Annotated in this window: 19 protein-coding genes and 1 riboswitch; of the genes, 4 read left to right on the forward strand and 15 right to left on the reverse strand. The window is 70.3% G+C overall.

Annotated elements, in window-relative coordinates; all coding sequences use genetic code 11:
- Positions 1 to 148 precede the first annotated feature (148 nt).
- On the reverse strand, positions 149 to 1,300 hold the full coding sequence (gene mnmA, locus ACFXB5_RS05695) for a tRNA 2-thiouridine(34) synthase MnmA (RefSeq protein ID WP_385202779.1): 1,152 nt from the start codon (positions 1,298 to 1,300) through the stop codon (positions 149 to 151).
- Positions 1,301 to 1,370: 70 nt separating this feature from the next.
- Positions 1,371 to 2,282: a TIGR03619 family F420-dependent LLM class oxidoreductase gene (locus ACFXB5_RS05700; RefSeq protein WP_385202782.1), complete on the reverse strand. Its 912-nt coding sequence runs from the start codon at positions 2,280 to 2,282 to the stop codon at positions 1,371 to 1,373.
- A 191-nt stretch (positions 2,283 to 2,473) separates the two neighbouring features.
- On the opposite strand from ACFXB5_RS05700, the gene ACFXB5_RS05705 reads away from it, so the two are divergent.
- Positions 2,474 to 3,208 (forward strand): N-acetylmuramoyl-L-alanine amidase, encoded by a 735-nt coding sequence (locus ACFXB5_RS05705; RefSeq protein ID WP_385202785.1) that lies wholly within the window; start codon positions 2,474 to 2,476, stop codon positions 3,206 to 3,208.
- Position 3,209: 1 nt separating this feature from the next.
- Here the strand turns inward: ACFXB5_RS05705 and ACFXB5_RS05710 are convergent, their stop codons facing one another.
- Both ACFXB5_RS05710 and ACFXB5_RS05715 read right to left on the reverse strand, forming a co-directional pair.
- Positions 3,210 to 4,646 (reverse strand): hypothetical protein, encoded by a 1,437-nt coding sequence (locus ACFXB5_RS05710; RefSeq protein ID WP_385202787.1) that lies wholly within the window; start codon positions 4,644 to 4,646, stop codon positions 3,210 to 3,212.
- A 208-nt stretch (positions 4,647 to 4,854) separates the two neighbouring features.
- Positions 4,855 to 6,024 (reverse strand): cysteine desulfurase family protein, encoded by a 1,170-nt coding sequence (locus ACFXB5_RS05715; RefSeq protein WP_385202789.1) that lies wholly within the window; start codon positions 6,022 to 6,024, stop codon positions 4,855 to 4,857.
- A gap of 147 nt (positions 6,025 to 6,171) precedes the next feature.
- Between ACFXB5_RS05715 and ACFXB5_RS05720 the strand changes: the two genes are divergently transcribed.
- Complete coding sequence (locus ACFXB5_RS05720; RefSeq protein WP_385202791.1) at positions 6,172 to 7,035, forward strand: alpha/beta fold hydrolase; 864 nt, start codon at positions 6,172 to 6,174, stop codon at positions 7,033 to 7,035.
- Between the two features lie 417 nt (positions 7,036 to 7,452).
- On the opposite strand, the gene ACFXB5_RS05725 is transcribed toward ACFXB5_RS05720, so the two are convergent.
- The 11 genes from ACFXB5_RS05725 to ACFXB5_RS05775 all read right to left on the reverse strand — a co-directional run bounded on the left by ACFXB5_RS05725 (position 7,453) and on the right by ACFXB5_RS05775 (position 18,811).
- The gene (locus ACFXB5_RS05725) at positions 7,453 to 8,334 is read right to left on the reverse strand and encodes an SRPBCC family protein (protein WP_385202794.1); all 882 of its coding nucleotides are present in this window, start codon (positions 8,332 to 8,334) and stop codon (positions 7,453 to 7,455) included.
- Positions 8,331 to 8,717, reverse strand: a complete 387-nt coding sequence (locus ACFXB5_RS05730; protein WP_385202797.1) for an ArsR/SmtB family transcription factor — start codon at positions 8,715 to 8,717, stop codon at positions 8,331 to 8,333. Before ACFXB5_RS05730 ends, ACFXB5_RS05725 begins: the two co-directional genes overlap by 4 nt.
- Before the next feature lie 63 nt (positions 8,718 to 8,780).
- On the reverse strand, positions 8,781 to 9,440 hold the full coding sequence (locus ACFXB5_RS05735; protein WP_385202800.1) for a trimeric intracellular cation channel family protein: 660 nt from the start codon (positions 9,438 to 9,440) through the stop codon (positions 8,781 to 8,783).
- 53 nt (positions 9,441 to 9,493) lie between these two features.
- On the reverse strand, positions 9,494 to 10,597 hold the full coding sequence (locus tag ACFXB5_RS05740) for an ABC transporter ATP-binding protein (RefSeq protein ID WP_385202940.1): 1,104 nt from the start codon (positions 10,595 to 10,597) through the stop codon (positions 9,494 to 9,496).
- Positions 10,598 to 10,617: 20 nt separating this feature from the next.
- A complete protein-coding gene (locus ACFXB5_RS05745; protein ID WP_385202802.1) occupies positions 10,618 to 11,760 on the reverse strand; it encodes an ABC transporter ATP-binding protein in 1,143 nt (380 codons plus the stop codon).
- Positions 11,757 to 12,731 (reverse strand): ABC transporter permease, encoded by a 975-nt coding sequence (locus ACFXB5_RS05750; RefSeq protein WP_385202805.1) that lies wholly within the window; start codon positions 12,729 to 12,731, stop codon positions 11,757 to 11,759. Before ACFXB5_RS05750 ends, ACFXB5_RS05745 begins: the two co-directional genes overlap by 4 nt.
- A gap of 160 nt (positions 12,732 to 12,891) precedes the next feature.
- Positions 12,892 to 14,652, reverse strand: coding sequence for an ABC transporter substrate-binding protein (locus ACFXB5_RS05755; protein ID WP_385202808.1), 1,761 nt, complete (start codon positions 14,650 to 14,652; stop codon positions 12,892 to 12,894).
- 131 nt (positions 14,653 to 14,783) lie between these two features.
- The gene (locus tag ACFXB5_RS05760) at positions 14,784 to 15,788 is read right to left on the reverse strand and encodes an ABC transporter permease (RefSeq protein ID WP_385202811.1); all 1,005 of its coding nucleotides are present in this window, start codon (positions 15,786 to 15,788) and stop codon (positions 14,784 to 14,786) included.
- 410 nt (positions 15,789 to 16,198) lie between these two features.
- Positions 16,199 to 16,996 carry an enhanced serine sensitivity protein SseB C-terminal domain-containing protein gene (locus tag ACFXB5_RS05765; protein WP_201851039.1) on the reverse strand — a complete coding sequence of 266 codons (798 nt, stop codon included), beginning with the start codon at positions 16,994 to 16,996 and terminating at the stop codon, positions 16,199 to 16,201.
- A gap of 111 nt (positions 16,997 to 17,107) precedes the next feature.
- Entirely contained in the window at positions 17,108 to 17,914 is an 807-nt protein-coding gene (locus ACFXB5_RS05770; RefSeq protein WP_385202815.1) for an enhanced serine sensitivity protein SseB, read from the reverse strand.
- 198 nt (positions 17,915 to 18,112) lie between these two features.
- Entirely contained in the window at positions 18,113 to 18,811 is a 699-nt protein-coding gene (locus ACFXB5_RS05775) for an AAA family ATPase (protein ID WP_385202817.1), read from the reverse strand.
- A 169-nt stretch (positions 18,812 to 18,980) separates the two neighbouring features.
- Positions 18,981 to 19,092: riboswitch (glycine riboswitch) on the forward strand.
- A 170-nt stretch (positions 19,093 to 19,262) separates the two neighbouring features.
- Between ACFXB5_RS05775 and gcvT the strand changes: the two genes are divergently transcribed.
- Positions 19,263 to 20,390 carry a glycine cleavage system aminomethyltransferase GcvT gene (gcvT, locus tag ACFXB5_RS05780; protein ID WP_385202820.1) on the forward strand — a complete coding sequence of 376 codons (1,128 nt, stop codon included), beginning with the start codon at positions 19,263 to 19,265 and terminating at the stop codon, positions 20,388 to 20,390.
- 201 nt (positions 20,391 to 20,591) lie between these two features.
- Entirely contained in the window at positions 20,592 to 20,972 is a 381-nt protein-coding gene (gcvH, locus tag ACFXB5_RS05785; RefSeq protein ID WP_201851044.1) for a glycine cleavage system protein GcvH, read from the forward strand.
- Positions 20,973 to 20,998: the final 26 nt, after the last annotated feature.

Genomic DNA, 20,998 nt, shown 5'->3' on the forward strand with positions numbered 1-20,998 from the left:
AAACGGAGATCAACCACCCAATCCTGACTTTCGGCTTCTTTCTCACCAAAAGCGGATATCGCCCTGGAATTCTCTGCGGCCTTCCAGAGGCTTCCGGAGGCCTCCGAGGCCTTCCAGCACCGGCGCCACCGCCGGCACCGCCGCGCCGCTACGAGGCGACCGCCTGGGCCCGCTCGGTCGCGGCGATGGTCGCGGAGCCGACCACCCGGGTGTCGTCGTAGAGCACGATCGCCTGCCCCGGCGCCACGCCCCGCACCGGCTCGGTGAAGGTCACCCGCAGCTCGGTTTCCCCGATTCGCTCGGCCATCACCTCGGTTTCGCCGCCATGTGCGCGCAACTGGGCGGTGTACCTGCCCGGACCCGCCGGAGGGGCCCCGCACCAGCGCGGCTTGATGGCGGTGAGGGCGGTCACGTCCAGGGCCTCGACGGGACCGACCGTGACCGTGTTGTCCACCGGGGAGATGTCCAGGACATAGCGCGGCTTGCCGTCGGGCGCCGGATGGCCGATGCGCAGCCCCTTGCGCTGGCCGATGGTGAAGCCGTACGCGCCCTCGTGGGTGCCCAGCCGGTGCCCGCCCTCGTCGACGATGTCGCCCTCGGCGGTGCCGAGGTGCCGGGCCAGGAAGCCCTGGGTGTCGCCGTCGGCGATGAAGCAGATGTCATGGCTGTCGGGCTTCTTGGCCACGGCCAGGTCCCGCCGCTCCGCCTCCGCGCGGATCTCGTCCTTGGTGGTCAGGGTGTCGCCGAGGGGGAACATCGCGTGGGCGAGCTGGCGCTCGTCGAGCACGCCGAGGACATAGGACTGGTCCTTGGCCATGTCGCTGGCCCGGTGCAGCTCGCGTGAGCCGTCCGCGCGCTCCACGACCGTGGCGTAGTGCCCGGTGCAGACGGCGTCGAAGCCGAGGGCGAGCGCCTTGTCCAGCAGCGCCGCGAACTTGATCTTCTCGTTGCAGCGCAGACACGGATTGGGGGTGCGGCCCGCCTCGTACTCGGCGATGAAGTCCTCGACCACGTCCTCACGGAAGCGCTCGGCGAGGTCCCACACGTAGAAGGGGATCCCGATCACATCGGCGGCCCGCCGGGCGTCCCGCGAGTCCTCGATGGTGCAACAGCCACGGGCGCCGGTGCGGAACGACTGCGGGTTGGCGGAGAGCGCGAGATGGACGCCGGTCACATCGTGGCCCGCCTCGGCCGCCCGCGCGGCGGCGACCGCGGAGTCCACACCTCCGGACATGGCGGCGAGGACGCGCAGCCGACGGCCGTCGCGGGGACCTGTGGGCGCACCGGGGAAGTCAGTCATAACCCGGCCAGCATAAGTCGCCGCATGGGCGACGGCTAAATGGGTATGGGGCGGCCGGCCACCGCCCCGCTCAGCTCGCCCGCGCCCGCTCCAGCACCCGCTGGACGAGGGCCAGGGCCTGGTCGGCGTCCTTGCCGAGGTAGATCAGATCGACGAAGGCGTGCTGGATGCCCGCCTCCCGCTGGGCCCGGACCAGGGTCGTCGCGATGTCGTCCACGGAGGCGTCGGCGCTCGGATTGACCCGCAGGATCGCGTCGAATGCCGCCGGGTCCCGGCCCTCCCGCTCGACCGCTTCCCGCACCCCGGGCAGCCGTTCGGCGAGGTCGGCGACGGGGTCGGGCGCTCCGGACGCGGCGGGGACGACCGCGATGGGCAGCCAGCCGTCGGCGCGCCGGGCCACCCGGCGCATGGCCGCGGGCGCGAAGGCGGCGAGGTAGACGGGCGGGCGGGGGCGCGAGGCCGGTTTGAGGTCCACGTGGGAGGCGGGCACGGTCCAGTGGTGCCCGCGGTACTCGACCGGGTTCCGGGTCCACCAGGCGTCCAGGGCGTCGAGGCATTCGTCGAGGCGCCGGCCGCGCTCGGCCATGGGGACGTCCACCGCCTCGTACTCCTCGGGCGACCAGCCGGTGCCGAGCCCGACCAGCAGCCTGCCCGCGCTCAGCACATCGATGGTGGTGAGGGTGCGGGCGAGCAGCGCGGGCGGGTACCAGGGGGCATTGATGACATCGGTGCCGAGCTCGACCCGCTCGGTGGCCGCGGCGGCGGTGGCCAGTACGGCGAAGGGGTCCAGCGCGGCTCGGAATTCGGGCGGGATCACATCGGTGCCCGCGTAGCCGACGATCGGGTCGACCGGGGCGAGCAGCCGGTCCCCGACCCACAGGCTGTCCGCGCCGAGTTCCTCGGCCTGGCGCGCGAACCGCGCGATGTCCTCGGGGTGGTGGGCGAGCGGACCGAACTGGGGAAGGGCGAATCCGATGCGCATACCGTCAGCTCCTCGTCGAGCGGATGGACACATTCCGGCGGATACATTCGGGGCGGATACATTCCGGCGGACGCACTCCACGGTACGGAGAGCTACCGGGAAGTACGGGAGGCGCGGGGCCCAAGAGACAGTTCAACGTTCATCTACCCGGACGGCCAGAGGGCCACCGCCCGGAACGAAGGGTTCTCGCCATGATCCCCACGGCCGGAACCCGACGCCCTCCCCCGCGCGTTGAGCGTTCCGTGAGCGAGACCACGACCGGCGGTGGACGCCGCGTCAGCAGGCGCACCCTCCTGATCGGCGGCTCGGCGGCCGGTCTCGGGGCGGGTGTCGGGGCCTATGCCGCGCGGGACGAGCTGGCCCGGATGTGGTGGCGGCTGCCCGGGATCGACAAGCCCCGCAAGGCGGGGGCGGTCGACCAGCCGGGCGCGGAGTGGATCGCGGCCTCGGGCGCGAACTGGCGGCGGGCGGACCGCCCGGACGACTACACCATCGACCGGGTGGTGATCCATGTGGTCCAGGGCAGCTTCGACGACGCGGTGCGGGTCTTCCGGGACCCCGGACACCGCGCCGCGGCGCACTATGTGGTGCGCCGCGACGGGCATATCGCGCAGCTGGTCCGGGAGCTGGACGTGGCGTTCCACGCGGGCAACCGCTCGTACAACGAGCGCAGTATCGGCATCGAGCACGAGGGGTTCGTGAGCGAGCCGAGCTCCTTCACGGACGCGATGTACCGCGCCTCGGCACGGCTGACCGCGTCGATCTGCGAGCGGTACGACATCCCTCGGGACCGTGAGCACATCGTCGGCCATGTGGAGGTGCCGGGCACCGATCACACCGACCCCGGCCGCCACTGGGACTGGGACCGCTATATACGGCTGGTGCGAGCGGTGCGCGTGACACGGACGGCGAAGCGACGGACCTGACTCAGGCTCCGAAGACGATGGCGAGCGGACGGGCCGCGCTGTCGCTGGTGGGCCTGCTCGCCTTGCTGTCGCCGATGTAGAGCTTCTTGCCGGTGTAGATCATGGTGCACTCGCCGTAGGTGTCCATGTCGGACTCGACGTCCTTCATGTCGTCCGGGTGGGTCTGGAGCGTCTCCATCGCGAAGGTCTTGGGATCGACGCGCACGACCCCGCCGGCCTCGCTGTACATGGAGCCCAGATAGGCGATCAGGGAGCCGTCGTCATCGGTCTGGATGGGGATCAGCGACCGGCTCTCCGCCATCTTCGTCTTCCCGGTCTCCTTGCCGGTCTTCAGGTTCAGGCCGGAGATCCGGTCCCCCGGGCCGCCGTGGTCCACATCCACCTCCGAGGAGAGGTAGAGGGTGCTGCTCGCCTTGTCGAGGGCGAGTTCGGTGCAGCCCTCCACGCTCGTGGCCGGGCAGTTGGGCTGGTACCCCTTGGCCAGAACGTCGATGGTGCTGAGCAGCTTGCCCTGCTTGCCGCTGTCGTCGATGGTCAGGATGTCCGTGGCGCCGGTCCCGGCGTCCGAGTCGCCGGTGTCGACGGCCACGACGAGCGGCGCGGTGGAGATCACATGCGCGTACTCGACCTTCTCGTCCAGCTTGTAGGAGGAGAGCACGTCGCGGGTCTTGGGATCGACCGTCTGGACCTCCAGCCGCTGTTCGCTGGAGTCCTCGCTGCTGTCGCAGCCGCGAATCGCGACGATCTTGTCCTCGCCGCCCGCGTAGCCGTCGTCGTCACAGTCCGCGAGGTACGCGGGCTTCCACAGCGGCTTGCCGTCGAGCGACCAGGCTCCCCCGCCGCCGGTGCCGCCCGCGGCCACGGTGCCACCGCCGATGGTGACCTCGTCGAACTGCACCCCGGCGTTGCCCTCGCTGTCCGACCCCTCCTTCTGCCAGACCAGCTTGCCCTTCTTCAGGTCGACCAGCCCGACCTTGGTGCACAGCGCGTCCTCACCCGCGCCGTCCCGGAACAGGATCGCGGTCAGACCGTCCTTGGTCATATGCGGTGAGGCCCAGCAGAGCTGTCCGCCGAGCGGAATCTGCCACTTGGACTTGGCGCCGTCGAGCGAGTAGCCGACGAGCTTGTTGACGTCGCCCTTCACAAAGGCCGAGTCGGTCACCCAGGTGCCCATGGTGTTGGTCTCCTTGCCGACCTTCGGCATGGCGACCTTGCCCAGCGTCTTCGCCTGGGCGCCCTTGGACGACGACCCCCCGTCCCCGCCGTCGTCATCCCCGGACCCGCAGCCGCTCACCAGGGCGGCCGCGAGGACCCCGCCCGCGATGAGCTTCAGGGCGGGCTTGGAGCGCCACCCCCGCGACGGCGGCCGCCGCACCCCCCGCGGCTGCGGGGGCTGGTGCGACGGCTGGTGGTGCGGCGGCAGCGAAGGCTGCGACATCGATGAACTCCTGGATTTCCCCGTGAAGAAAACCTGTGTGCGCTTTCCGCGCATGACAGGTCTCGTTGACGGGTAAATCCTTTCCCACGGCTCTCCGCCATTTCAAGCGGAGATCGGTGTTCCGTAGGTTATGTGAAATGGCCGCCGGAACAATTCGAATTCCGTGGTTATGATGAGGCGGTCCGGGCGGGGGCCGTCGGCGGGGCCGTCAGCTGAGCCCCGCCCCGCGCGCCCGTTCCACCGCCGGGCCGATCGCCTCCGCGACGGCCTCCACATCGGCCTTGGTCGAGGTGTGGCCGAACGAGAAGCGCAGGGTGCCCCGGGCCAGCTCGGGGTCGCTGCCGGTGGCCAGGACCACATGGCTGGGCTGCGCGACACCGGCCGTGCAGGCCGAGCCCGTCGAGCATTCGATGCCCTGCGCGTCCAGCAGCAGAAGCAGCGAATCGCCCTCGCAGCCGGGGAAGGCGAAGTGGGCATTGGCGGGGAGCCGGCCCGCCGGGTCGGGGTCGCCGCCGAGGACCGCGTCGGGTACGGCGGTACGGACGGCGGTGATCAGCGCGTCGCGCAGGGCGCCGATCTCGCGGGCGAACTCCTCGCGGTGCTCGGTGGCATGCGCACCGGCCACGGCGAAGGCGGCGATGGCCGGGGTGTCGAGCGTCCCGGAGCGCACCTGGCGCTCCTGGCCGCCGCCGTGCAGTACGGGCACGGGGGTGTGCTCACGGCCGAGCAGCAGCGCGCCGATGCCATAGGGACCGCCTATCTTGTGGCCGCTCACGGTCATCGCGGCCAGCCCCGAGGCGGCGAAGTCGACCTCGACCTGACCGAACGCCTGCACCGCGTCGGCATGCAGCGGAACGCCGAATTCGGCGGCGGTGGCGGCGAGTTCACGGACCGGCTGGACGGTGCCGATCTCATTGTTGGCCCACATGACGGTGGCGAGGGCGACATCCGAGGGATCGCGGGCGATCGCCTCGCGCAGCGCCTCGGGATGGACCCGGCCGAGGGAGTCGACCGGCAGCCATTCGACCCGCGCGCCCTCGTGCTCGGCGAGCCAGTCGACCGCGTCGAGCACGGCGTGGTGCTCCACGGGGCTGGCGAGCAGCCGGACGCGGGCCGGATCGGCGTCCCTGCGGGACCAGTAGAGCCCCTTGACCGCGAGGTTGTCGGCCTCGGTCCCGCCGGCGGTGAAGACGACCTCGCTCGGGCGGGCGCCCAGCGAGGCGGCAAGGGATTCGCGTGACTCCTCGACGGTACGGCGGGCACGCCGGCCGGCGGCGTGCAGCGAGGAGGCGTTGCCCGTGACGGCGAGCTGGGCGGTCATCGCCTGCACCGCCTCCGGGAGCATCGGAGTGGTGGCGGCGTGATCGAGGTAAACCATGGTGGCCTCGATTCTACGAGGCGTTGTGGGGGTGCGTACCGGGTGCGTGGGGGCGTGGTTTGCGCAGGGGCTTTTCGCGCCGCCTCCGCGGATCGTCTCGCGGTAACCCCTCGACAGCGATGGTAAGGAGTGTCTACGGTTTTACTCATGACAGGCATTGAGTGGAAGACCGAGTGGAACCTGGACCGCACCTACCTCAGCTCCTCCGGCGAGGTCCGCTGGGCCGCGTTCGGCGAACCGGACGCGCCGCCGGTCGTGCTGCTGCACGGCACGCCGTTCTCGTCGTACGTGTGGCGGGGCGTCGCCCGTGCGCTGGCCGACCGGCACCGGGTGTTCGTCTGGGACATGCCGGGCTACGGGGCCTCCGAGAAGCGGGCCGACCAGGACGTCTCGCTGGCCGCCCAGGGCCGGGTCTTCGGTGAGCTGCTCGAGGAGTGGGGGCTGACCGGGGAGGGGGCGGAACCGGCCGTCGTCGCCCATGACTTCGGCGGCTGCGTCGCCCTGCGCGCGCATCTGCTGCACGGTGCGAGATATCGGCGGCTGGCGCTGGTCAACGCCCTCGCGCTGTCCCCGTGGGGCTCCCCCACGTACCGCCTGATCGGCGCCCACCACGAGGTCTTCGGGCAACTGTCGCCCGAGGTGCATCGGGGGCTGGTGCGCGAGTACGTCCGCTCGGGGAGCGCCTCGGGGCTGCATCCGCGGGTGCTGGAGCGGATCGTGGACGGGTGGTGCGGCGGTCCTGAGGACCAGGCCGCGTTCTACCGGCAGATCGCGCAGAACGATCGGCGCTTCACCGATGAGATCGAGGGGCGGTACGGGGAGATCTCGCTGCCGGTGCTGGTCTGCTGGGGTGCGGATGACTCTTGGATTCCGGTGGAGCGGGGGCGGGAGCTTGCCTCTCGGATTCCGGGGGCGCGGCTTCGGCTGATCGAGGGGGCGGGGCATCTGGTGCAGGAGGATGCGCCTGCGGAGTTGGGCGTCGCGCTCAGCGGGTTCCTCGGCGAGGGCTGAGGGGGCGCCTACGGCGGTTGCTCCCCCACCCCGCCCCTTCCCGAAACTGGGGCTCCGCCCCAGACCCCGGTCCTCAAACGCCGGACGGGCTGGGCTAGGGCCCTCAAACGCCGGACAGGCTGGATTGGACCCTCAGGCGCCAGGCGAGGTGGTTTGGGTCCCCAAGCGCCAGACAGGCTGGATTGAGTCCTCAAGCGCCGGACGGGCCGGAATCCGGCCCCTGCGCCAGACGGGCCGGATTGGGCCCTCAAGCGCCAGACGAGCCGAAATGCGGGCCCTGCGCCAGACAGGCCGGAATGCGGGTTCGCGAACGCTGGACGGCCGGATTGGGTGGGCTCGAGGTTCAGGGGCACAGCCGCGCACAGGCCCGGTCCTCGGCCGGACGGGCTGAGCGTTGGCGCCGGACGGGCTGGACGTTCAGGCGCTCATCCGGAGAAGTTCCGTGGCCAGTCGGCCGATGTGGTGGCGCCAGGCCTTTCGGGCTTCGGTGCGTTCCGCGTCGGCGGCCGCCGGGCCCGTCTGGGTGAGGATGAGGCGGGCGCCGTGGCCGGTGCCCTCGGTGAGCTCCCAGCGGACCGTTCCGGCGGGGTGGCCGCCGCGCTGCCAGTCGTAGCTGAGCACCCGGGGCGGGCGCGCCTCGGTGATCGGGCCCGCCGGGACCGCGTCCGTGCGGAAGCCCGAGGGGACCGGCGCTCCGGCCGTCGGTTCGGCGGTGGTGTCGGTGGCCGGGCCGGTCAGCGTCCGCCATGCCGTCTCGGCGGGGCGGACCAGCTGGCGCTCGAAGCGCAGCCGCCAGCCGCCGTCCTCGGTGGTCTCCACCGTGCCCTCGGCGAGCCCGAACGCCTCGACGTACTGCTCGTGCAGTTCGGCCATGTCGCCGCGGGCGACTTCCTCGCCGCCGAGCAGGGCGGCGAGCCCCGTGATGCAGGCGTGCCAGCCGGAGGCGAAGCTGGCCGCGCCGAAGCGGTCGCCGAAGGTGTGGGTGAGGGTCAGCACGGAGCCGTCGCCCTCGGGGCGCAGCTCCCAGCGGAGCTCGTCCTCGCCCCAGGTGAAGGCGAAGACATGGGGCGGGTCGAGCTCGGTGACGACGCCGTCCATGTCCGGGCCCTCACGCCCGGGGAAGACGAAGCCCATCCTGCCCCCGACCTCGAGCTCGATCTGGACCTCTGAGGGGAACCAGTGGGCGAGCTGGGCGGGCTCGGTGAGCGCCCGCCAGACCTTCTCCGGGGGATGGGCGAGCCGGCGCTCGAGGCGCAGGGCCGAGCGGCCGCCGTCGGACTGGGCGAGGGTGTCTTTCATGGCGCTTCTCCGTCGGGTGGGTCGGGGGGTGCGTCGCGTGTGTCGAGTGGCTCGGGTTCGCCGGTCACCTCGGGGAGCTCCGGCATCGTGTCCAGGTGTCGTTCGAGCGCGTCGAGACGGTCGGCCCACAGCCGACGGTACGGCGCCAGCCAGGCGTCCACCTCGGCGAGCGGCTCCGGGCAGAGCTCGTACCAGCGGCGCTGGGCGTCCCGGCGGACCCGGACCAGACCGGCCTCGCGCAGCACCCGCAGGTGCTTGGAGGTGCCCGGCTGGGTGAGCCCCAGGTGCTCGGTCAGCTCACCGACCAGGCGGGGCCGCTCCAGCAGGAGGTCCAGGATCTGCCGTCGACTCGGCTCCGCGAGCACATCGAACGGTATGGCCATGCCCTCAACATAGCCGCCCGGCTATATAACCGCAAGGGAATGAAAGCGGAGTGCCCGGCTGCCTCAGGGCTCCTCCGTCGCCGTACTGCGCCGGTTCCACGCCCTCGGCGCCCGCCAGCCGAACCGCATCGCCGCCAACCGCACCACAAACGCCACGACGGCCGCGAGCGCGCTCGTGGCCGCCGTAAGGGCGTCGAAATGGAGCAGCAGCGCCGCTATCGAGGAGCCGACGATGGCCGGGACGGCGTACAGGTCCCGGTCCCAGCGCAGCAGTGAGGGCACCTCATGGGCGAGGAGGTCGCGGAGCACACCGCCGCCGACCGCCGTGGCCATGCCGAGGGTGACGGACGAGGTGAGGCCGAGCCCGAAGTCATGCGCCTTCATCGTGCCCTCGACGCAGAACAGCCCCAGCCCGGCCGCGTCGAAGACCCCCACGGACGCCGTGATCCGCTCGACCTCGGGGTGGAGGAAGAAGACGAGGGCGGTGGCCACGAGCGGGGTGAAGAAGTAGCCGAGGTCGGTGAAGGCGATGGGCGGCACCGCGCCGATCACCAGGTCACGGAAGACACCGCCGCCCAGCGCGGTGACCTCGGCGAGCACCGCCATGCCGAAGACATCGAAGTTCTTCCGGACGGCGAGCAGGGCGCCGGAGATCGCGAAGACGAAGATCCCGGCGACTTCCAGGGCGTGCTGGACGGACGGGGTGAACAGTTCGGTGGGCACCCGCCATTGTTATCCGCGGACGCCCACGGCCTCCGTCCGGGCCCCGTCCCGTCTCAGCTGTCGGTCTTCTTCGTCACCTTCCGTGCCGACTCGGCACCGGGCTTCTCCCGCGGCGCCTGGTCGGAGCCACCCGGCGGTAGCTCCACATCGGACACGGACTCCGGGTGGTGGCAGGCCACCTGGTGGCCGGTGGCCAGCGCCACCAGCGGCGGCTCTTGGCTCTTGCACACCTCGGTCGCCTTCCAGCACCGGGTGTGGAAGCGGCAGCCGGACGGCGGGGCGATCGGCGAGGGCACATCGCCCTTGAGCAGGATCCGCTCGCGCTTGGCGCGCCGCCTGGGGTCCGGCACCGGCACCGCGGACAGCAGCGCCTTGGTGTACGGATGCATGGGGCGCTCGTAGAGGTCCTTGCGGTCCGCCAGCTCGACGATCTTCCCCAGGTACATCACCGCGATCCGGTCCGACACATGGCGGATGACCGACAGGTCGTGCGCGATGATCACATACGTCAGGCCCAGCTCGTCCTGGAGGTCGTCCAGCAGGTTGACCACCTGCGCCTGGATCGACACGTCCAGCGCCGAGACCGGCTCGTCGGCCACGACCAGCTTGGGCTTGAGGGCCAGCGCCCGCGCGATGCCGATGCGCTGCCGCTGACCGCCGGAGAACTCGTGCGGATAGCGGTTGTAGTGCTCGGGGTTGAGCCCGACCAGCGCCAGCAGCCGCTGGACCTCCGCCTTGACCCCGCCCTCGGGAGTGACGCCCTGGAGCCGGAAGGGCGCGCTGACGATCGCGCCGACGGTGTGCCGGGGGTTCAGCGAGGAGTACGGGTCCTGGAAGATCATCTGGACGTCACGCCGCATCGGCCGCATCTGGGCGGTGTTGAGATGCGTGATGTCCTTGCCCTCGAACTCGATCTTGCCCGAGGTGGGTTCGAGCAGCCGGGTGACCAGCCGCCCCATGGTGGACTTGCCGCAGCCCGACTCGCCCACCACGCCCAGGGTCTCCCCCGGCCGGACGTCGAAGTCGAGCCCGTCGACCGCCTGGACCGCACCGGACTGCCGCTGGAGCAGCCCCTTCTTGAGGGGGAAGTGCTTGACCAGACCCGACACCTTGAGCAGGGGCTCGGGCGACGTCGTCGCCTTCTCCGGGACCGTCATCTTCGGATCCTTCGTGTCGGTCACAGCTTCGGCGCAATCTCTTCGGTCCAGATCCGGGTGCGCTCCTCCTGCGTCATATGGCACGCGGAGAAGTGCCCGCCGCCCCCGGCCTCGGTGAGCTCCGGCCGCTCGGTGCGGGTGATGTTGTCCTTCGGCACATCGGCGTACGGGCAGCGGGGGTGGAAGGCGCAGCCGGACGGCACGTTGATGAGGCTGGGCGGGGAGCCCTTGACCGGGATGAGCCGCTCGGTCTGGTCGCGGTCGATACGGGGCATCGAGCCCAGCAGCCCCCAGGTGTACGGGTGCTGGGGTTCGTAGAAGACCTTGTCGGCCGGGCCGCGCTCGACACAGCGGCCGCCGTACATCACCAGCAGATCGTCGGCGAGCTCGGCGACCACGCCCAGGTCATGGGTGATGATGATGACCGCGGAGCCGAACTCCTTCTGCAGATCCCGGATGAGGTCGAGGATCTGCGCCTGGACGGTGACGTCCAGGGCGGTGGTCGGCTCGTCGGCGATCAGCAGCTCGGGGTTGTTGACCAGCGCCATCGCGATCATGGCGCGCTGGCGCATCCCGCCGGAGAACTCGTGCGGATAGCTGTCCACCCGCTTGTCGGGCTGCGGGATGCCGACGCGGTCCAGCAGCTCGATCGCGCGCTTGCGGGCCACCTGCTTGGTGACCTCGTGGTGCACCCGGTACGCCTCGATGATCTGGCGGCCGATGGTGTAGTACGGGTGCAGCGCGGACAGCGGATCCTGGAAGATCATCGACATCTCGCGGCCGCGCAGCTTGCGCACCTCGTCGGGGTCGGCGCCCAGCAGCTCCTGGCCGTTGAGCCAGATCTCACCGGAGATCCGCGCCTTGCGGCGGCCGTACTGGCCCGCGGTGTGCAGCCCCATGATGCCGAGCGAGGTGACGGACTTGCCGGAGCCGGACTCGCCGACGATGCCGAGCGTCTTCCCCTTCTCCAGCCGGAAGCTGAGCCCGTCCACGGACTTCACCAGACCGTCGTCGGTCGGGAAGTGGACGCGCAGATCGCGCACCTCGAGGAAGGCGGTGGGGGCGGGCGAGCCCGCCGCGGCCACCTCGCCCACGGCGGCGGTCCCGGTGGCCGGCAGATCACCGTTCCCGGGCTGTCCGGAGGGCTTGGTCAGGTCGGTCATCCGAGCCTCACTCGCGGGTCGATGACGGCGTACAGGAGGTCCACGACGAGGTTGGCGATCACGATGAAGACGGCCGCGATCAGGGTGACGCCGAGGATGACCGGCAGGTCCTTCTCGGTGATCGCGTTCACCGCGAGCCGCCCGAGGCCGGGCAGGTTGTAGGTGGTCTCGGTGAGGACCGCGCCGCCCAGCAGCGCGCCCAGGTCGAGACCGAGCAGGGTGAGGACCGGGGTCCAGGTCGAGCGCATCGCGTGCCGGCCGATGACCACCCGCTCCCGCAGACCCTTGGCGCGGGCGGTGCGGATGTAGTCCTCGCCCATGATCTCCAGCATGGTGGCCCGGGTGAGCCGGGCGTACATCGCCGCGTAGAGGAAGGCGAGCGTGATCCACGGGAGGATCAGGCTCTCGAACCACATCGCCGGATCGTCGCCGAACCCCTTGTAGTCCACGTTGACCCACTTCAGCGAGTAACTGAAGATCGCCAGCGAGAGCAGACCGGTGAAGTAGATCGGCAGCGAGACACCGGCCAGCGCGACCGTCATCGCCGAGCGGTCCCACAGGGTGCCCCGGCGCAGCGCGGAGACGACACCGGTGGTGATGCCGCCCACCAGCCACAGCAGACAGGCGCCCGCGGCGAGCGAGAGGGTGACCGGCATGGCGTCGGTGAGCTGCGGCCACACCGCCTGCTCGGTACGGAAGGAGTAGCCGAAGCAGGGCGCCGGGCAGTGGGTGACGTCCGTGCCGTTGGCGTAGTCCCGGCCGGCGAACAGGCCCTGGACGAAGTGCCAGAACTGCACCAGGACCGGATCACCGAGACTGAGCTTCTGCCGGATGCCCTCGATGGCCGCGGGGTCGGCCTGCTTGCCGACGAACAGCAGCGCGGGATCGGCACCGGCCCACTTCGGGATCACGAAGAAGATGGCGAAGGTCGTAAGGGTGACGACCAACAGCATCACGACGACGGCGAACAAGCGCCGGATGAGATAAGCAAGCACTGTGCGCGGCCCGGGGGTGGCCCGTGATACCCCGGTCGAGGGGTATCACGGGCCACCGCCCGCGGCCATCACCTGCCCTTCGGGCCTATCGGGTGCGGCGATGGTTAACGTGTGCGGCGGATCGGGTGACCGGCCGTCACTTGACGACGCCCAGCTGGGAGTAGTCGTAGCGGCCGTTGTAGGCCGCCGACGAGAAGGCGTTCGTCAGCCGCGAGCTGCGCCAGGTGATGTTCTTCTCGTAGATGAACGGCATCTGCACGGCCAGGTCGCTGACCTTGTGGTTCATCTTCTGGTAGATCGCGCCGGCCTTGCTGGGGTCGGTCTCCTTGAGCGCGTCGTCGAAGTACTTGTTGATCTCCGCGTTGTTGGTCTCGGAGACGTTGTAGTTACCGGTCTGCTCGATGAAGCGGCCGTCGACCAGCGGCTGGGAGAAGCCCTGGCCGGTCGGGAAGTCGGGGCCCCAGCCGGTCATGGACAGGCCGTAGCCGCGCTTCTTCATCACCGCCGGCGAACCGGTGATGCTGGCGGAGGTGCTGCCCTGGATCGGCTCCACGTTGAGGCTGATGCCGACCTTCTTCAGCGACGCCTGGAGCGCCTCGGCGGCGTCGACCTCGGCGGGCTGGTCGTTGCGGGCCACGATGCTGGTGGAGAAGCCACCCGGCTTGCCGCACTGCTTGAGCTCGTCCTTGGCCTTGGCCAGGTCCGCCTTGCCACCGCGCTTGACGATGCCGTACGGGTCGTAGTCGTCCGCGCCCTTCACGCTCTTGGGGAGCATGTTGGTGGCGATGTCACCACCGGCCTGCGGGCCACCGCGGGTGGTCTGGAGCGACTTGTAGTCGGTGCCGTAGATGACCGCCTTGCGGCAGTGGATGTTGTCGAGCGGCTTGACCTTGGTGGTGAAGTCGACGTACCGGACGAAGCTGGTGGTGATGTTGTCGACGTTGCCCTTGTTGTGCTTGAGGGCGTCGTTGCGGCCCGAGGGGGTCATTCCGGTGGCGCTGAGGAAGACGTCGTAGTCGCCCTTGATCAGCAGCCGGTCGATCGCCTCGAGGTTGGAGTTGAAGGTGACCGAGACCTTGTCCGGCAGGGCCGGGCGGATCGGGTCGGACGCCTTCTTCCAGTTGGGGTTGCGGACCAGCGACAGGCTCTTGCCCGGGGCGTACGACTGGACCTTGTACGGACCGGAGGAGAACGGCCGGTTGGTGTACTTGGCGCCGGTGTCCTTGTCCGCCTTCACCGGGGAGCCGGTCGGCATCGCGAGCATCTGCTCGAAGTCACCGTTGGGCTTGGCGAGGTTGAAGACGATGGTCTTGTCGTCCGGCGTCTGGATCGCCTTCAGGCCCAGCTTGTCCTTGGACTTGTCCTTGTACGGGCCCTTGTACTCGCCCTTGGGGTCCAGGACCTGGCGCAGATAGCCGGGGCCGCCGGAGACGACGTCCTTGGCCCAGATGCGCTCGATGCCGTACTTGATGTCCTTGGACGTGATCGGGGAGCCGTCCTCCCAGGTGATCCCGTCGCGCAGGGTGTAGGTGTAGGTCTTACCGCCGTCTGAGATCTTGCCGGTGGAGGTGGCGAGGTCCGGGGTCAGCTCGTTCGCGGCGTTGCCCGGCTTCGGCGTGTAGGAGATCAGTTGGCGCGCGTAGAAGCGGGAGAAGTCCCAGGCGAACCCGTAGTACTGACGCTGCGGGTCGAGGGAGTCGAACTCCTGCTTGTTGATGAACTTGAGGGTGCCGCCCTTCTTGGCGGACTTGGCTGCGACACCCTTCACCGCGGCGTTGAACCCGGCACCCGAGCCCTCGTCGTCGGAACCGCCCCCACCGCAAGCGGCGGTGGCCAGGAGAGCGCCGACGACAGCCGCCGCTCCGGCGATCCGCCTGCTTCTCGACGAACGTTTCATAGTTGCTGCAACCTCCGGGTTAGAGCGGTCCTGAGCATGGCGCCGCGGAATACCTTGGGGAGCCGTCTGCCGGATGTGGCAGGGGCCGTTGATTGCGTTCGAGTACGACCGGGCGGCCGTGTGCCGCGCCGTCATCGGGTGCCCTTCGGATCCAGTGCGTCGCGGACGCCGTCGCCGAAGAGGTTGAAGGCCAATACCGTGACGAAGATCGCCAGACCCGGGATGATCATGAACATCGGGTCGTCCTCATAGGTGCCGACCGCCTTGGAGAGCATCTGCCCCCAGGAGGCGGTGGGCGGCTTCACGCCCGCGCCGAGGAAGCTGAGCGCGGCCTCGGTGAGGATGTTGGTGGGGATCATCAGCGTCGTGTAGACGGTGATCGGTGCCACCAGGTTGGGCAGCAGCTCGCGGAAGAGGATGTAGCGCCGGCCGGCGCCCAGGCTCCGCGCGGCCTCGATGTACTCCTTCTCGCGCAGCGACAGCGTCTGGCCGCGCACGATGCGGCCGACGTACGGCCAGCCGAAGAAGCCGATGACCGAGACCAGGATCGCGATGCGCACCCCGCTGCCGGTCAGTCCCAGCAGATCGTTGGGGAGCACCGAGACCAGGGAGATGATGAAGAGCAGCTGCGGGAAGGCCAGCAGCATGTCCATCACCCGGCTGATCAGCGAGTCCACCCAGCCGCCGAAGTACCCGGCGATGATGCCGAAGATGGTGCCGAGGACCACCGCGACCACCGCCGCGAGGAAGGCCACCAGCAGCGAGATCCGGGCGCCGTAGATGACCCGGCTGAAGACGTCGCGGCCGTTGGACGGCTCCACGCCGAAGAGGAAGTCCGGGCTGATACCGCCCAGGGACCCCTTCGGGGTGCCGAACAGCGGGTCGATCTCCTCCTGGTGGAACTCATTGGGCGGATGCCCGAGCAGACTCACGATGAGCGGAGCGAAGATCGCCACCAGCACGAGGAAGACGACAACGATGCCACCCGCCAGTGCGAGCTTGTCCCGCTTCAGGCGTGACCAGGCGATCTGCCGCAGCGATCTGCCTTCGACGGACGCTTTGACCACATCCGCCGCTACATCGGCAGTCGCGACCGGATCGCTGTCCGTGCTCGTGCCGTGCAATGGTGCCGTCATCGTGGTGGAGACCCCTCTCGACCGGTGGTGACCGGCCCACGACTCGCCGCTGTGGCGGCTTTGTTCACAACCTGGGTGAAAGTCGCGTTCTGGTACGGAACCTTTCTGGAAGGGGTCGTACGCAGGAACCGCACCCCTTGGAGCGGGAGTCTTCAACGCGTTTGTGATCACCCGCCAGTACTCCCGGGCAATGGATGCCTAACCGTGATGTGAGGAGTACCGCTCCGCTATACGGACGGTCGCGACACGAGAACGCAGCAGTAACCTCTCGCCCGTAATGTGATGTTCGGCCCGATAGGGGCGGAAGGCCGGGTGGGCAATCCCGTCAATCGGTGCGCGGCTCAGTACGCGGCGGAACGCGGCGGCTCAGTACGTGGGACGCGACAGCTCGGTACGCGGGGCGCGGCGGCTCAGTACGCGGGGCGCGGCGGCGGATAGCCGTAGCCGTACGACGGCGGCGCGGCGGACGTCGCGCCATAGGCGTCACGGTCGAAGAAGGGGCGGGCGTTGGCCCGCATCCACATGGCGACGGGGTCGTACTCGTCCGAGAGCGCGACCGTGGAGACCGGCAGCCCGTCCGGCACGGCGGTGATCGACTGCTCCATCATCACCCGCACCGACTGCACCGACGCCGCGCCGGTGTCGTACAGATCCAGGCCGATCGCCAGGTACGGGGCGCCCAGCGCGGGCTGCACCCAGACGCGCCGCAGCGACCGCACCGCGGCGGTGCGATGCGCGTTCTGCCCCAACAGGGCGTAGAACTGGGGGATGTCGATGGCGGGCTCGGACAGTCGCAGCGGCCCGGCGGGCAGCCGGTCCAGACCGCCCGCGATCCGGCGCAGATCCGGCCATGGGATGCCCACTCCGCCACCGCGGGCGTGGGGGTTGAGCCAGAGGCCGTAGCGGTCGCGGTAGAGCGAGTCGGCGATGAGGCGTCCGTCGACCACCTCATGCGCGCGGTTCCAGCCACTTGCGGCCAGTTCCTGCGCGGAGGTCACACACGGGGCGTAACCGAGGCCGTCCACGTCCATGTTCCCGTACTGGGCGTCGGGCGAGCCGGGCGCGCCGTGCCACAGCAGCATCCAGACCTGGCCCTCGCCGATGGCGTGCAGCAGCGCCTCGTAGGCGTCGTACCGGCCGGGAGCGACCTGCTGCAACGCTCGCTCAACCTGGCCGGCCGCCGCCCCCCAATCCGCGCCCGCGCTCACCTGGGTCCGCCCCTTCTCTCAGCCTTGCCCACACCTCACCGGGGAGCGTGCTCGCACCCCTCCAGGTCATCAAACCAGCTTACGGGCCCCGGCAGCGGACCCAGGGGTGAGTCAGAGGTCACGGTCGTAGAACGGCCGCACCCGTCCCAGCATCCAGTCGGCCACCGGATCGCCCTGCGCCACGTCCAGCAGCACCAGTTGAACCTTCCACGGCACCGGCACCGAGCCGAGGGCGCGGCCCAGCGCCTCCACCGCGCGCGCCTGCCCCTCGGGGCCGGGCTCGTCGAGCTGCACACCGACGAAGAGCGCCGGTTCGTCGCCCTCGACGCTGGCCAGGGCGCGCCGGGCGGTCCGCACCCCGGTGCCCTTGGCGAACTCGATCCCGGCGGCGGCCAGGAAGTCCACCGGCTCGTCCTGCCAGTCCGGTTCGAAGAGCCGCACCCGGCCGCCGTTGGCCGAGCCGTCGAGCTCGGTACGCCCGGCGCGGCACAACTCCCGGACGGCGGGCGGAGGCAGCGGTACGACCACCGCGCCACCGGGGTTCACCGCGATGCCGAGCTGGGGCGGCAGCCCACGGGCGAACTCCACGGCCGGGGCGACGGTGAAGGACATATGGGAGCCGACGAGCAGCAGGAACTGCTGCTCGGAGCTGAACACCGGGACATACGCGCCGCCGTCGATCTCCATCGTGGGCAGATCGAGGCTCGGGCTGCCCGGACCCCCGCCGTTGGGCAGCGGAATCCAGAGGTGGCTGCGGGAGAGCGTCTCGACGATGCGCGCTCCGGCGCCCGGGACGTCGACGGAGGCGACCATCACCTCTTCGAGCTCATTGCCGGGAAACGCCGGATGCGCGGCATACCCGCCGTCCGGGAATCCTCCGTGCGCCGGGGCCACTCCGTACTGCTCCGGGAAGCTCATCTTCGTCCAACCGCCATCTCGTCCGACCTGCCCGAAGCACCCTAACCGCTGGGCGGCCCGGGGCCGGAGGGGGCGGCGGCGATCTCCACAGCACTTCCCCACCTCACCCGGACCCGCCCTCGTCACGCTGTGTGATGCCGATGGTCGATTTTCGGCCACTCGCCGGCCACTCGCCGGCCACTCGAAGGAGAGGCGTGATCACTCGAAGGAGATGCAGCGCAGCGCGCTCGCGGTCGGCCGGTCCAGCAGCACCGCCGACGCGCACCCCCGCGGCGGCCGCCCCTCCTCCATCCCGGTGATCAGCCGCCGCATCGCGCGCAGATGCCGCCCGAAGGCGTAGGCGGAGACCCCGCGGCCGCGGGCGGCCTGGCCCTCCAGCGCCTCCGTGGCGCCCACGTCCAGCAGCACCATATGGAGGCTGCGGCCCCGGCGCCGCACGTCCCGGGCCAGCCAGCGGCGGACCCACGGCAGCGCGCCGCAGTCGTGCACCACGACGCTCGCGCCCGAGCGCAGCGCCCGGCGCAGCCCGGCGTAGTGGGCGTACCGGACCAGCGGGCGGTAGAGCGCGTACGGCAGCCAGCCGGGCAGCCGGCGCTCCCACACCTCGCGGGTGTTCTGCGAGTCCACCCTGATCACGACCGCGCCCGTCTCGTCCAGAAGCGGCACCGTCCGATTGATCAGCGTGCTCTTGCCGCTGCCCGGCAGCCCGGATGCGACCAGCACATCCCCTGCCGGAAAGCGCAGCTCACGCGGGTCCGCGCCGCCACCCTCCGCCCCGGCGCGCAAATCGTGCACCGCGCTTCTTCGACCGGGGCGGGCCGTCGGCCCGGAGGGGGTGCGCCCACGCCGCGCCGGCAGGAGCCTCTGTGTTGTCGCGTACGTTCCCTGCCCATGCACCGTGATCGTCCTCCCAGGTCGGTCAACGCTGCTCGTACCCGCAGAGTGTCAAGAAAAGGTAATGTCGGGCAAGGCTGCCCCTGACCGGGCGGCCTGAACCCGGTCGGATCGGGGCTTCCCTTCTCGGCCATACATGCGATGATGTCCGCGCAACTCCATACCGGCCGCTTGAATCCGCGCGGGAGAGTCCTTGGTCATCGGCATCCAATGCCGGGTGTCCAGGGCGCCGAAGGAGCAAGTCCTCCCTTGAATCTCTCAGGCCCCGATACCGCGCGGACGAGGCAGATCTGAAAAGCGGGCCGCGCGGGCGCGGCTCCACCCAAGGTGCAAGTCGGGCCCCTTACGGGCGTCACGGCGAACCTCTCAGGTTCCGATGACAGATGGGGAGGACGCACGCGTCCTTGCCGTCCGTCCTCGCCGTGGCGCGACCCCGACCTCTGGAGCCTGAATCGTGACCGACGCCCCGCCCACCCCACGCCGTACCGCGCTGGACGCGCGGCACCGCGCGCTCGGCGCCACCATGACCGACTTCGCCGGCTGGGACATGCCGCTGCGCTACGGCAGCGAGCGCGACGAGCACACCGCGGTGCGCACCCGCGCCGGGCTCTTCGACCTCTCCCACATGGGTGAGATCTCTCTCATCGGTCCTCAGGCCGGGGACGCCCTGGACCACGCCCTGGTCGGCCGGCTGTCCGCGCTCGCCGTGGGCCGCGCCCGCTACACCATGATCTGCGACGACGAGGGCGGCATCCTGGACGACCTGATCGTCTACCGCCTCGGGGACGAGGAGTTCCTGGTGGTGGCCAACGCCGCCAACGCCCAGGTGGTGCTGGACGCGCTGACCGAGCGGGCCGGCGGTTTCGAGGCGACCGTAAGGGACGACCGCGACGCCTACGCGCTGCTCGCCGTCCAGGGGCCCGAGTCCGCGGGGATCCTGAAGCGCCTGACCGACGCCGACCTGGACGGGCTGAAGTACTACGCCGGGCTGCCGGGCACCGTCGCGGGCGTCCCCGCCATGATCGCCCGCACCGGCTACACGGGCGAGGACGGCTTCGAGCTGTTCCTGGCGCCGGACGACGCCGAGCGGGTCTGGGAGGCGCTGACCGAGGCGGGGGCCCCGGTGGGCCTGGTGCCCTGCGGTCTTTCCTGCCGGGACACCCTGCGTCTCGAGGCGGGCATGCCGCTGTACGGGAACGAGCTGACCACCGACACCACCCCCTTCGACGCGGGGCTCGGCCGGGTGGTGAAGTTCGACAAGCCGGGCGGCTTCGTCGGCCGCGAGGCCCTGGAGGCCGCGTCCCGCCAGGCGGACACCGTCACCCCGCGCACCCTGGTCGGCCTGATCGCTTCAGGCCGCCGGGTGCCGCGCGCCGGATACCCCGTGGTGGCCGCGGACGGCTCACCGATCGGCCGGGTCACCTCCGGCGCGCCCTCCCCGACGCTGGGCAGGCCGATCGCGATGGCGTACGTGGACCCGGAGTACGCGGGGCCCGGCACCGAGGGGGTCTTCGTGGACATCCGCGGTACCCGGGAGCCGTACGAGGTCGTGGCACTCCCCTTCTACAAGCGCGAGCGCTGAGCTTCTCCCAGCGCCGGCGCCGAGCTTGTCCGAGCACGAGCGCTGTGCTTGTCCGAGCACGAGCGCTGTGCTTGTCCGAGCACGAGCGGGGCCCGGTCCATCGCGTCCCCCCGGCACCTGGGCGTCGTCTCCCTCGACGTCGCATCCCACCAGCTAAGACCCGTTTCCCAAGCACTCCCCCGTATCCAGGAGAATCGGACCATGAGCAACCCCCAGCAGCTGCGGTACAGCAAGGAGCACGAGTGGCTGTCGGCCGCCGGCGAGGACGGCGTGTCGACGATCGGCATCACCGAATTCGCGGCCAACGCGCTCGGCGATGTCGTCTATGTCCAGCTCCCGGACGTCGGCTCCACGGTCTCCGCCGGTGACACCTGCGGTGAGCTGGAGTCCACCAAGTCGGTCAGCGACCTGTACACGCCGGTCTCCGGTGAGGTCACCGAGATCAACGAGGACGTGGTGAACGATCCGGCGCTGGTGAATTCCGCCCCCTTCGAGGGCGGCTGGCTGTTCAAGGTGAGGGTGACGAGCGCGCCGGAGGACCTGCTCTCCGCCGACGAGTACACCGCCTTCGCCGAAAACTGACCCTCCTTATTCGATCGGGACCCTCG

Origin of the sequence: Streptomyces sp. NPDC059455, from assembly GCF_042750115.1 — a bacterium.
GTDB classification, from domain to species: Bacteria; Actinomycetota; Actinomycetes; order Streptomycetales; family Streptomycetaceae; genus Streptomyces; species Streptomyces endocoffeicus.

Coding starts and splice junctions, on each gene's coding strand:
- mnmA (WP_385202779.1), bottom strand. CDS start 1,300: ATGACTGACTTCCCCGGTGCGCCCACAGGTCCCCGCGACGGCCGTCGG.
- ACFXB5_RS05700 (WP_385202782.1), bottom strand. CDS start 2,282: ATGCGCATCGGATTCGCCCTTCCCCAGTTCGGTCCGCTCGCCCACCAC.
- ACFXB5_RS05705 (WP_385202785.1), top strand. CDS start 2,474: ATGATCCCCACGGCCGGAACCCGACGCCCTCCCCCGCGCGTTGAGCGT.
- ACFXB5_RS05710 (WP_385202787.1), bottom strand. CDS start 4,646: ATGTCGCAGCCTTCGCTGCCGCCGCACCACCAGCCGTCGCACCAGCCC.
- ACFXB5_RS05715 (WP_385202789.1), bottom strand. CDS start 6,024: ATGGTTTACCTCGATCACGCCGCCACCACTCCGATGCTCCCGGAGGCG.
- ACFXB5_RS05720 (WP_385202791.1), top strand. CDS start 6,172: ATGACAGGCATTGAGTGGAAGACCGAGTGGAACCTGGACCGCACCTAC.
- ACFXB5_RS05725 (WP_385202794.1), bottom strand. CDS start 8,334: ATGAAAGACACCCTCGCCCAGTCCGACGGCGGCCGCTCGGCCCTGCGC.
- ACFXB5_RS05730 (WP_385202797.1), bottom strand. CDS start 8,717: ATGGCCATACCGTTCGATGTGCTCGCGGAGCCGAGTCGACGGCAGATC.
- ACFXB5_RS05740 (WP_385202940.1), bottom strand. CDS start 10,597: ATGACGGTCCCGGAGAAGGCGACGACGTCGCCCGAGCCCCTGCTCAAG.
- ACFXB5_RS05745 (WP_385202802.1), bottom strand. CDS start 11,760: ATGACCGACCTGACCAAGCCCTCCGGACAGCCCGGGAACGGTGATCTG.
- ACFXB5_RS05755 (WP_385202808.1), bottom strand. CDS start 14,652: ATGAAACGTTCGTCGAGAAGCAGGCGGATCGCCGGAGCGGCGGCTGTC.
- ACFXB5_RS05760 (WP_385202811.1), bottom strand. CDS start 15,788: ATGACGGCACCATTGCACGGCACGAGCACGGACAGCGATCCGGTCGCG.
- ACFXB5_RS05770 (WP_385202815.1), bottom strand. CDS start 17,914: ATGAGCTTCCCGGAGCAGTACGGAGTGGCCCCGGCGCACGGAGGATTC.
- gcvH (WP_201851044.1), top strand. CDS start 20,592: ATGAGCAACCCCCAGCAGCTGCGGTACAGCAAGGAGCACGAGTGGCTG.